Raw genomic sequence first — 10,872 nt, forward strand, 5'->3', positions numbered from 1 at the left:
AGAGTGCCTTGACCGGCAGCATTCGCCCAGACGGCGGGACGAGGCACTGGCTCGGCCGCACCCCCTCATAGACCCCCAGCCAAAGAAAGGACCCACGCATCATGCGCAAGGGGATCCTCAGCATCGGCGCCGCCGCCGCGGCGCTCACCCTCGGTCTCACCGCCTGCGGGGGCGAGAGCGGTGACACCTCGGCGGAGACCAGCGGCGCCCCCTCGGCCGCCGCAGGCGACGCCAAGCCCGGCAAGATCGGCGTCATCCTGCCGGACAGCAAGTCCTCCGCCCGGTGGGAGACCGCCGACCGCAAGTACCTCGAAGAGGCCTTCAAGACGGCGGGCGTCCAGTACGACATCCAGAACGCCCAGGGCGACAAGACGGCGTTCCAGACGATCGCCGACCAGATGATCACCAACGGCGCGACCGTCCTGATGATCGTCAACCTGGACAGCGGCACCGGCAAGGCCGTGCTGGACAAGGCCAAGTCGCAGGGCGTGGCGACGATCGACTACGACCGCCTCACGCTCGGCGGCAGCGCCTCCTACTACGTGTCCTTCGACAACACGGCGGTCGGCAAGCTGCAGGGCGAGGGCCTGGTCAAGTGCCTGACGGACAAGAAGGCCGACAAGCCGATCGTCGCCGAGCTGAACGGCTCGCCGACCGACAACAACGCCACGCTGTTCAAGCAGGGCTACGACGGCGTGCTGCAGCCGAAGTACGACGCCGGTGAGTACAAGAAGGGCCCGGACCAGTCGGTTCCCGACTGGGACAACACCCAGGCCGGCACGATCTTCGAGCAGATGCTGACCCAGGAGCCGAAGATCGCCGGTGTCCTCGCCGCCAACGACGGCCTCGGCAACGCCGCCATCTCCGTGCTGAAGAAGCAGAAGCTGAACGGCAAGGTCCCGGTCACCGGCCAGGACGCCACCGTGCAGGGCCTGCAGAACATCCTCGCCGGCGACCAGTGCATGACGGTCTACAAGGCCATCAAGAAGGAGGCCGACGCCGCCGCGCAGCTCGCGGTCTCGCTGGCCAAGGGCGAGCAGCCGCAGGCGAGCGGCACCGTCAAGGACACCGAGGGCAACCGTGACGTCCCCTCCGTGCTGCTGGAGCCCCAGGCCATCTTCTTCGACAACGTCAAGGACGTCGTGGCCGACGGCTTCGTGAGCAAGGACGAGCTGTGCACCGGCGAGTTCGCCGACAAGTGCACCGAGGCCGGCATCAGCTAAGCCCATCCATCCACCGGGTGCGTACGGCGACGCGGACCCCCTGAGCGGGTGACGTGCTGAGCCGCGACGAGCACCGTGCGGGGCGCCCTGTCCCGAAAGGGCACAGGGCGCCCCGCACCGCCCGGAGCGACGATTGGCGGCCCGGACAACGGCGCCGTACCGGCCCCATCGATCTACGGAGTAGCCCAACGTGTCCCAGGGACCGATCCTGGAACTGCGCGGCATCAACAAGAGCTTCGGCCCCGTGCAGGTCCTTCACGACGTCGCCTTCTCGGCCTATCCGGGCGAGGTGACAGCACTGGTCGGCGACAACGGCGCCGGCAAGTCGACGCTGGTCAAATGCATCGGCGGCATCCACCCGATCGACTCGGGCGAGTACTTCTTCGAGGGCGAGCGGGTCCAGGTGCACGGGCCCAGGGACGCGGCGGCGCTGGGCGTCGAGATCGTCTACCAGGACCTCGCGCTCTGCGACAACCTCGACATCGTGCAGAACATGTTCCTCGGCCGCGAGCGCCGCAGCGGGCTGGTCCTGGACGAGGACACGATGGAGGAGATGGCGGCCAAGACCCTGGCCGGCCTGTCGGTCCGCACCGTCAAGTCGCTGCGCCAGCACGTCTCCAGCCTGTCCGGCGGCCAGCGGCAGACCGTGGCGATCGCCAAGGCCGTGCTATGGAACAGCAAGGTCGTCATCCTCGACGAGCCGACCGCCGCCCTCGGCGTGGCGCAGACCGCCCAGGTGCTCGAGCTGGTCCGCCGCCTGGCCGACAAGGGCCTCGCGGTGGTGCTCATCTCGCACAACATGAACGACGTCTTCGCCGTTTCCGACCGGATCGCGGCGCTGTACCTGGGACGGATGGCGGCCCAGGTGAAGGCCTCCGAGGTGACCCACTCGCAGGTCGTGGAACTCATCACCTCCGGGCGGAGCGGGGAGCTCGGGCTCAGGAACGGCAACGGAGCGGCATCATGACAACCGAAACGCTCCCCAAGCAGGAGAACGCCGACTCCTCGATCGGCGTGCACGTCAAGGGCTACATCGACCGGGTCAAGGGCGGTGAGCTGGGGGCGCTGCCCGCGGTCTTCGGCCTCGTCATCCTCTGCGTGGTCTTCTCGGTACTGCGCCCGGCGTTCCTGTCGGCGGTCAACTTCGCGAACCTGTTCACCCAGGGCGCGGCGGTCGCCGTCATCGCCATGGGCCTGATCTTCGTGCTCCTCCTCGGCGAGATCGACCTGTCCGCCGGCTTCGCGAGCGGCGTCTGCGCGGCGGTGCTCGCCGTGCTGCTGACCCTGCAGGGCTGGCCCTGGTATCTCGCGGTCCTGGCCGCGATGGTCACCGGCGCCGTCATCGGCATGGTCCTCGGGTCCCTGGTGGCCAAGCTCGGCATCCCGTCCTTCGTGGTCACGCTGGCGGCGTTCCTGGCCTTCCAGGGCGTCGTGCTGCTGCTGGTGAAGGACGGCACCAACATCTCGATCCGCGACGAGACGATCCTCGCGCTCGCGAACAAGAACGTCCCCCCGGTCGCCGGCTGGGCGGCGCTGGTCGTGGGCGTCGCCGCGTACGCCGCCCTGCAGTTCCTGCAGGCGCGCCGCCGCGTGTCCCGCGGCCTGGTCGCCACCCCGGTGGCGGTGATCGCCGCCCGGATCGTGACGCTCGCCGTGGTCGCCGGGTTCGCGGTGTACGTGCTCAACCTGGAGCGCAGCCGCAACGCGGCGATCGTGTCGCTCAAGGGCGTGCCGATCGTCGTCCCGCTGATCGTGATCCTGCTGATCGTCTGGACCTTCGTGCTGCGGCGCACGGGGTACGGCCGGCACATCTACGCGGTCGGCGGCAACGCCGAGGCCGCCCGCCGGGCCGGCATCAACGTGGACCGCATCCGCATCTCCGCGTTCGTGATCTGCTCCTTCATGGCCTCGATCGGCGGCATCATCGCGGCGTCGCGGGCCAACTCGGTCGACCCCAACACCGGCGGCAGCAACGTGCTGTTGTTCGCGGTGGGCGCGGCCGTCATCGGCGGCACCAGCCTCTTCGGCGGCAAGGGCCGGGCGCTCGACGCGGTGCTCGGCGGCGCGGTGGTCGCGGTCATCGAGAACGGCATGGGCCTCATGGGCTACAGCGCCGGCGTCAAGTTCGTCGTGACCGGATCGGTGCTCCTGCTCGCCGCGGGCGTGGACGCGCTGTCGAGGAAGCGTGCGGCGGCGACCGGCAGAAGATGACGTGATCGGGGCCGCTAAGGTGATCTGCGCCCCCTGAGCTCTCTCACGTCCCCCCCTGACCGCCCCCCACGGAATCCGCGAGGCTGCCCCGATGATGCGCGCCGGTCCCTCACAGGAGGAGATCCGCAAGCACAATCTCGGGACGCTCCTGCGGCACGTCCACCTGGGCGGGCCGACCTCGCGGGCCGAGCTGACCGCGCTGATGGGGCTGAACCGCAGCACCATCATGGCGCTCACGGCGGACCTCACGGCGGCCGGTCTCGTCAGGGAGGAACTGCCCAAGGACACCGGCCGGGCGGGACGGCCGTCGCTGGTCGTCCGCCCGGAGACGGCCCGCGTCTACGTGCTCGCCTTCGAGGTGGGGGTCGACCGGCTGGCCGCCGCGCGTATCGGCCTCGGCGGCGTGATCCTCGACCGCCGCGAGACCGCACGGGCGCGCCAGCCGTTCGACATGGCGCAGGTCGTGGGGACGCTGGCGGGCTTCGCCCGGCAGATGCGGCGCAAGACGCGTGAGGACACGATCTGCGTCGGCGCGGCCGCGGCGGTCTCCGGCGTGGTCCGGGCCTCCGACGGCGTGGTCAGGATCGGGCCCAACATCGGCGCGTTCGAGGTGCCGCTGGGGGAGGAGCTGACCAGGCGGCTCGCGCTCGGGCTGCCGGTGGCGGTGGGCAACGAGGCCAACCTCGGCGCGCTCGCCGAGCACACCCGCGGGATCGGCGCGGGCTGCCGCGACCTGATCTACCTGCACGCCGACGTGGGGATCGGCGGCGGGATCATCGTGAACGGCCAGCTCCTCGGGGGGTACGGCGGGTACGGCGGCGAGGTGGGCCACATGGTGGTCAACCCGGACGGCCGCCCCTGCGCCTGCGGCTCGCGCGGCTGCCTGGAGGCCGAGGTGGGGGAGCCCGCCCTCATGCAGCACGCCGGCCGGTACGGCGAGATCATCGGGCGGGACGCGGTCCGCGCCGTCGTCGACGCCGCCGACCGCGGCGACGTGATGGCCCAGGAGGCCCTCGCCCGCGTGGGGAACTGGCTCGGGCTCGGCGTGGCCAGCCTGGTGAACATCTTCAATCCCGAGATGGTCGTCTTCGGCGGCATCCTGCGGGAGATCTACCTGGGCTCGGCCGCCCAGGTGCGCAGCCGGATCGCGACCGGCACCCTGCGCGCGACGCGGGAGCAGGTGCGGCTGCGCACCTCGGCCCTGGGCGACGACGCGACCCTGATGGGGGCCGCCGAGCTGGCCTTCGCCCAGGTGCTCGCCGACCCCCTCGAAGCGCTGTCCCGGGTCGCTCCCTAGGCCGTCTTCGCCGCGGGGGCGGAGAAGGTGTTGCACACCTTCGGGCCGTTGCCGTACCAGCCGCGCTTGAGCCAGTAGCGGATGCTGGCCGCCTTGCCGTGCCACTTGTCGCCGATGATCCACTTGAGCTGGTCGTCCCAGTCGACCTGGTCACGGCCGAGCGAGCGCCAGACGCTGCCGATGAAGGCGCCGGAGAAGCACTCGGCCTGCAGCTCGATGCGGCGGTTGAGGTCGCCGATGCGCTTCTTGCTCAGCCTGGGGTACTGCCGGGCGAACTCGAGCAGGATGCCGGCGCGGTCCTGCGCGTAGTGGCCGTACTCGTGGGCGATGACCGTGAAGAGGCTGAACTCGTTGGGGTCGGACAGCTGTCCCTTGGACAGCAGGATCCACATCGTGCCGTTCCTGGGGCAGTACAGGCCCGCCGCGTAGCCGGCCGGGTACTTGCCGCAGCCCGTCGCCACGCTCTTGGTGATGTAACGCACCTTGGGCGGGGAGAACTTCAGCCCGGCCTGCCGGAACTCCTCGGTCCAGGTCCGGTTGAGGCAGTCGAGCAGGTTGTCCAGGTAGACCCGGTAGGTGTCGATGTCGCCGGGCCTGCGGCTCAGCTCGGTGCACTCGAAGAACTCGAACTCGCCGGTGGTGTAGAGCGGGTTCCTCGTCAGCGCCCCGGGACCCGTGGGCATGGGCCGCGCCGAGGACGTGGCCGGCGCCGCCGTCGCGCCGGACGCCCCCGCGGTGCCGGTGAGGGACAGGACTCCGGCCACCGCCGTGGCCGCGACGGCCGCCGGGCGGAGGCTTATGCGAATCATGAGTGGGCATCCCAAGCGGACAGAGAGAGAGTCAGGAATGTGGCGAGGAGCCCGAAGGCGCAGTAATACGGACTTTCCCCACGTGGATCATGAGGGTAGGGCAGGAGGCGGCAACGGGTAAAGCGGAATCGATGTCGTCACGGGAAAGGTCTTGTGGAGGTTCGGTGCCACCCCTGATACCTCCAGGCCTGCCTGGAACTAGACTCGATCCGTTCGATGGCGAGCGGAAGGATGCGCGGTGGGGATTCTGGAGACGATCAAGGACCCGCTCGACGTGAAGCGCCTTGAGGCGGGGGAGTTGCCCGCGCTGGCGGCGGAGATCCGCGATCTGCTGGTTTCCTCCGTCGCGAAGACCGGCGGCCACCTCGGGCCCAACCTGGGCGTCGTCGAGCTGAGCATCGCCCTCCACAGGGTCTTCGACTCGCCGCGCGACCCGATCCTGTTCGACACCGGCCACCAGGCGTACGTGCACAAGATGCTGACCGGGCGGGCCGGGCAGTTCGGCACGCTGCGCCAGGAGGGCGGCCTGTCGGGATATCCCAGCCAGGCCGAGTCCGAGCACGACGTGATCGAGAACTCCCACGCCTCCACCGCCCTGTCGTACGCCGACGGGCTGGCCAAGGCGATCACGCTGCGCGGGGAGACCGGCCGCACGGTGGTGGCCGTGATCGGCGACGGCGCACTGACCGGCGGCATGGCCTGGGAGGCGCTGAACAACATCGCCGGGCGCAAGGACCTGCCGCTGATCATCGTGGTCAACGACAACGGCCGCTCCTACTCGCCGACGATCGGCGGTCTGGCCTCCCACCTGTCGTCCCTGCGGATGACCCAGGGCTACGAGCACGTGCTCGAACTGGTGAAGAACAACCTCGCCCGGGTTCCGGTGGTCGGCGCGCCGCTCTACGACACGTTGCACGGCATCAAGAAGGGCCTGAAGGACATCGTGACCCCCCAGGTCATGTTCGAGGACCTCGGGCTGAAGTACGTCGGCCCGATCGACGGGCACGACGAGGGGGCCGTGGAGGCCGCCCTGCGCCGCGCCCGGGGCTTCCGCGGGCCCGTCATCGTCCACGTGCTGACCCGCAAGGGCAACGGCTACACCCACGCGGAGAACCACGACGAGGACTGCTTCCACGGCCCCGGCCCGTTCGACCCGCTGACGGGTGAGGAGCGGCCCAAGCCGCACAGCTGGACCAACGTGTTCAGCGAGGAGATCGTGAAGATCGGGGGCGAGCGGGACGACGTCGTCGCGATCACGGCGGCGATGCTCCACCCGGTCGGCCTGGCCGCGTTCGCCGAGGCGTACCCGGACCGCATCTACGACGTGGGCATCGCCGAGCAGCACGCCCTGACCAGCGCCGCGGGGCTCGCCCTCGGCGGCGTCCACCCGGTCGTGGCCCTCTACGCGACGTTCCTCAACCGGGCCTTCGACCAGCTCCTGATGGACGTGGCGCTGCACCGCCTGCCGGTCACCGTCGTGCTCGACCGCTCGGGCGTGACGGGAGACGACGGCCCCAGCCACAACGGCATGTGGGACCTGTCGATTCTGCAGGTGATCCCCGGGTTGTCGATCGCCGTCCCGCGCGACGGCACGCGGCTGCGCGAGCTGCTGGCCGAGGCGGTCCGCATCGACGACGGTCCGTCGGTGGTCCGCTACCCCAAGGGCGCCCTGCCGCAGGACGTGGAGGCCGTCGGCAAGCTCGGCGAGATGGACGTCCTGCGGGCCGGCGACGCCGACGTGCTGCTGGTCGCGGTCGGCCCGATGGCCGAGATCTGCCTGGAGGCCGCGGGCCTCCTCGACGCGCAGGGCATCTCGGCCACCGTGGTGGACCCCCGCTGGGTGAAGCCGCTGGACCGGGCCCTGGTGCTGGCCGCCGCGGCGCACAAGCTGGTCGTCGTGGTGGAGGACAACGGCCGGGTCGGCGGCGTGGGCGACGCCGTCGCGCGCCTGCTGCGCGACGCCGACGTGGACGTGCCGATGCGCACCTACGGCATCCCGCAGCGTTTCCTCGACCACGCCAAGCGGGCCAAGATCCTCTCCGAGATCGGGTTGACCGGGCAGGACCTCGCCCGTCAGATCACCGAGGCCGTGGCACGCCGGTCGCCGGTGATGGAGAGCCATCCGGCGCGGCTGGTGCAGCCCACCGATTGACAACCAGGAGTAATACCGGTGTGACCGGGAAGCTTGCAGGTCATCGACATGACGAGGAGCCTGCGGATGAGCGTGTTCCGGACGAAGCCGGTAGAACAGTCGATTGAGGATGCCGAAGGCGGCGAGCATCGGCTCAGGCGCAGTCTGAGCGCTCTCGACCTGACCGTCTTCGGCGTCGGCGTCATCGTGGGCACCGGGATCTTCGTGCTGACCGGCGTGGCGGCGCGCAACACGGCCGGACCGGCCGTCGCGATCTCCTTCGTGGTCGCCGGGGTCGTGTGCGCGCTCGCGGCCCTGTGTTACGCCGAGTTCGCCGCCACGGTGCCGGTCGCCGGCTCGGCCTACACCTACGCGTACGCCACGATCGGCGAGTTTCCCGCCTGGATCATCGGCTGGGACCTGATGCTGGAGCTCGCCCTGGGCGCGGCGGTGGTCGCCTCGGGCTGGTCGGGCTACTTCGCGTCGCTGCTGAAGAACTTCGGCGTCTATCTGCCGCCGTCCATCGCCGGCGACGAGGCCGTCTTCAATATCCCGGCGGCGCTGATCGTGATCCTGCTGACCGGGGTGCTGGTGGCCGGGATCAAGATGTCGGCCCGGTTCAACGGCGCCATGGTGGCGGTCAAGATGGCCGTGGTGCTGCTCGTGATCGTCGCCGGGCTGTTCTTCGTCAAGGGAGGCAACTACCGGCCGTTCATCCCGCCGGCCCAGGCGATGCCCGCGACCGAGGGCATGAAGGCGCCGCTCATCCAGGTGCTGTTCGGCGTGCAGCCGGTCGCGTACGGCGTCTTCGGCGTCTTCACGGCCGCCGCCCTGGTGTTCTTCGCCTACATCGGGTTCGACGTCGTGGCGACCGCGGCCGAGGAGACCCGCCGCCCCCAGCGCGACCTGCCGATCGGGATCATCGCCTCGCTCGTCGTGTGCACGATCCTCTACGTGGCGGTCTCGCTCGTGGTCGTCGGCATGCAGCACTACTCCGAGCTCAGCGCGTCGGCCCCGCTCGCCGACGCGTTCCGGGCGGTGGGCCAGCCCTGGATGGCGATGCTGATCAGCATCGGCGCCATCGCCGGGCTCACCACCGTCGTGATGATCCTCATGCTCGGCCAGAGCCGCGTGCTGTTCGCGATGTGCCGCGACAACCTGCTGCCCCGCTCCCTCGCCCGGGTCCACCCCGTGTTCCGCACGCCGTACCGGATCACGATCGTCATCGGCGCGGTCACCGCGCTGCTCGCGGCGCTGATCCCGCTGAGCGCCATCGCGGAGCTGGTGAACATCGGCACGCTGTTCGCGTTCGTGATCGTCGCGGTGGCGGTGGTGATCCTGCGCAGGACCCGCCCCGACCTGCCCCGCTCCTTCCGTACGCCGCTGGTGCCGCTGGTGCCGATCCTGTCGGTGCTGGCATCCGCCTACCTGATGCTCAACCTGCCCGTGGAGACCTGGATCCGGTTCCTCGTCTGGATGGCCGTCGGCGCGGTCGTCTACTTCCTGTACGGCCACCGCCGCAGCAGGGTGGCGACTACAACGCCCGGGGAAGCAGTCCTCGGACGGTGAGCACGACGCCGACGGCGGCCAGCAGCAGGCCGCTCGCGCCCAGCAGCAGGCGGTAGCCGCGGGCGGTCAGCCGGTGCCGGCCGGCCCCCACGGCCCCCGCGAGCACCACCTTGGACCCCACCAGGACCAGGTAGAAGCCACCCACGAAGGCCAGCGCGTACGCCGGGGCGTGGTCCCACGCGGAGACGAAGATCGGGGAGCCCACGGCGATCCAGAACAGCCAGGGGTGCGGGTTGAGCAGGTTCACCACGACGCCGCGCAGGACCTCCCCGGCCGAGGAGGGCGCCGCCTCGCCCGGCCAAGGCGGCAGGGCCGTACGGGCCTCGCGCAGCGTCTCCACGCCGAGGTACACGACGTAGAGCCCGCCTCCGACCGCCAGGACGCGCAGGAGCACCTGCGGCAGCGCCCCGACGGCCGTCACGGCGAGCAGCACCACGGGAAGATCGGACAGCAGCGGCACGCAGGCCAGGCGCACCCCCGCGCGGAACCCGCCGCGCAGGCTGGCGGTGATGACGAGGGTCAGCAGCGCCCCGGGTGTGACACCCGCCCCCAGGCCGAGGCTGAGCCCCATCAGCAGTTCCGTCACGCCCGTAACCTCCCGTTTCGTCCGCACGAGAGGGTATCGCCGGTCGGACAGCGGGGGGACGCGGCCGGCGCCCTGAGGGGGATACCGCGACGTATGCCGAGGTGCTGCCGGGTGTGGACCTGAAGGTGACCGCGTCGGTGCTCGGTTTCTCCGAGGTACTCGTGGTCAAGTCCGGGCAGGCCGCCGCCAACCCCGCGCTGAACCGGCTCGCCTTCGGCCTGCGCGCGGACGGGCTGAGCGTGCGCAAGGCGGCGACCGGTGGCTTGAGCGCGCTCACCGAGTCGGGGGCCGAGGTGTTCCACGCGCCCGCGCCGCGCATGTGGGACTCCTCCAAGTCGGGCTGGTCGGACACGACGTTCGGGCTCAAGGACCACAACGACACCGGCGGCAGCGTGTGGGTCCGAAGACGATCGGCCGGCGTCAACTGGTCGGCGCGGTGCGCGGCGAACGCGACCGGCGCACGGTCACCGTCGAGATGGCCGAGGGCGGCATGGGCGACTACGACGCCGCCTGCGCGTCGTCGAGGCGGCACCTGGACGAGGTCGGCGCGCACTACGGCCCGGAACAGGCGCCGGTGCTCGTGTGGGCCTCAACGCGGGGTCTGCTGGTGGAAGGCGAGCTTCCAGCCGTCCTGCCTGCGCACGTAAAGGCTGCTCATCAGCGCCGAGTACGCGGAATCGCCGTCCCGTTCGGCGACGACGCCGTACGTGACCAGCCCGGTGTCGTCGGTGAGGTGCACCACTCGCGCGTCCTGGAGTTCGTGGGAGGACCATGGCTGCCCCGCCATCGACTTCACGATCGCCGCTCGGTCGTCGAGCACCATGCCGCCGGGCAGGAGCATGACGACGGTACGGTCGAGGACCTGCTCGTAGAACTCGGTGGCGGCCTCGGGGGTGGAGGAAAGCGCTGCCCAGCCCGCTGTTTCCAGGGCGATCAGCTCGTCTTGTGTCCTTTCCATGTCCGGCCTCTTCTCGTCGTCGCGAACTTTGACACGAAGGGCCGCTTACCCGATCGCGGAAGAGTATGCGACTTGCGCGCTATTGGGG

The 10,872-nt window shown here is 70.3% G+C and carries 11 protein-coding genes; 8 read left to right on the forward strand and 3 right to left on the reverse strand.

Annotated elements, in window-relative coordinates; genetic code table 11:
• The first annotated feature begins 101 nt into the window (after positions 1-101).
• The 4 genes from HHX30_RS05970 to HHX30_RS05985 all read left to right on the forward strand — a co-directional run bounded on the left by HHX30_RS05970 (position 102) and on the right by HHX30_RS05985 (position 4,731).
• Positions 102-1,223 (forward strand): sugar ABC transporter substrate-binding protein, encoded by a 1,122-nt coding sequence (locus tag HHX30_RS05970; RefSeq protein WP_169980218.1) that lies wholly within the window; start codon positions 102-104, stop codon positions 1,221-1,223.
• Positions 1,224-1,413: 190 nt separating this feature from the next.
• The gene (locus tag HHX30_RS05975; RefSeq protein WP_169980220.1) at positions 1,414-2,190 is read left to right on the forward strand and encodes an ATP-binding cassette domain-containing protein; all 777 of its coding nucleotides are present in this window, start codon (positions 1,414-1,416) and stop codon (positions 2,188-2,190) included.
• Positions 2,187-3,434: a sugar ABC transporter permease gene (locus tag HHX30_RS05980; protein ID WP_169980221.1), complete on the forward strand. Its 1,248-nt coding sequence runs from the start codon at positions 2,187-2,189 to the stop codon at positions 3,432-3,434. Before HHX30_RS05975 ends, HHX30_RS05980 begins: the two co-directional genes overlap by 4 nt.
• Positions 3,435-3,528: 94 nt before the next feature.
• On the forward strand, positions 3,529-4,731 hold the full coding sequence (locus HHX30_RS05985) for an ROK family transcriptional regulator (protein ID WP_169980740.1): 1,203 nt from the start codon (positions 3,529-3,531) through the stop codon (positions 4,729-4,731).
• On the opposite strand, the gene HHX30_RS05990 is transcribed toward HHX30_RS05985, so the two are convergent.
• Entirely contained in the window at positions 4,728-5,540 is an 813-nt protein-coding gene (locus HHX30_RS05990) for a neutral zinc metallopeptidase (protein WP_169980223.1), read from the reverse strand. The two genes, HHX30_RS05985 and HHX30_RS05990, sit on opposite strands and share 4 nt — an antisense overlap.
• A gap of 127 nt (positions 5,541-5,667) precedes the next feature.
• Here HHX30_RS05990 and HHX30_RS43670 point away from each other — a divergent pair, with 127 nt between their 5' ends.
• The 3 genes from HHX30_RS43670 to HHX30_RS06000 all read left to right on the forward strand — a co-directional run bounded on the left by HHX30_RS43670 (position 5,668) and on the right by HHX30_RS06000 (position 9,240).
• Entirely contained in the window at positions 5,668-5,742 is a 75-nt protein-coding gene (locus HHX30_RS43670; protein WP_396703460.1) for a hypothetical protein, read from the forward strand.
• Positions 5,743-5,778: 36 nt separating this feature from the next.
• Positions 5,779-7,692: a 1-deoxy-D-xylulose-5-phosphate synthase gene (gene dxs, locus HHX30_RS05995; RefSeq protein ID WP_169980224.1), complete on the forward strand. Its 1,914-nt coding sequence runs from the start codon at positions 5,779-5,781 to the stop codon at positions 7,690-7,692.
• Between the two features lie 66 nt (positions 7,693-7,758).
• A complete protein-coding gene (locus HHX30_RS06000; protein ID WP_283246687.1) occupies positions 7,759-9,240 on the forward strand; it encodes an amino acid permease in 1,482 nt (493 codons plus the stop codon).
• Here the strand turns inward: HHX30_RS06000 and HHX30_RS06005 are convergent.
• Positions 9,206-9,826 (reverse strand): LysE family translocator, encoded by a 621-nt coding sequence (locus tag HHX30_RS06005; protein ID WP_169980226.1) that lies wholly within the window; start codon positions 9,824-9,826, stop codon positions 9,206-9,208. The genes HHX30_RS06000 and HHX30_RS06005 overlap by 35 nt on opposite strands.
• A 113-nt stretch (positions 9,827-9,939) precedes the next feature.
• Between HHX30_RS06005 and HHX30_RS06010 the strand changes: the two genes are divergently transcribed.
• On the forward strand, positions 9,940-10,473 hold the full coding sequence (locus tag HHX30_RS06010; RefSeq protein ID WP_169980228.1) for a hypothetical protein: 534 nt from the start codon (positions 9,940-9,942) through the stop codon (positions 10,471-10,473).
• On the opposite strand, the gene HHX30_RS06015 is transcribed toward HHX30_RS06010, so the two are convergent.
• A complete protein-coding gene (locus HHX30_RS06015; protein ID WP_169980229.1) occupies positions 10,416-10,784 on the reverse strand; it encodes a nuclear transport factor 2 family protein in 369 nt (122 codons plus the stop codon). The genes HHX30_RS06010 and HHX30_RS06015 overlap by 58 nt on opposite strands.
• Positions 10,785-10,872: the final 88 nt, after the last annotated feature.

Source organism: Microbispora sp. H10836 (assembly GCF_012999525.1).
Taxonomy (GTDB): Bacteria; Actinomycetota; Actinomycetes; order Streptosporangiales; family Streptosporangiaceae; genus Microbispora.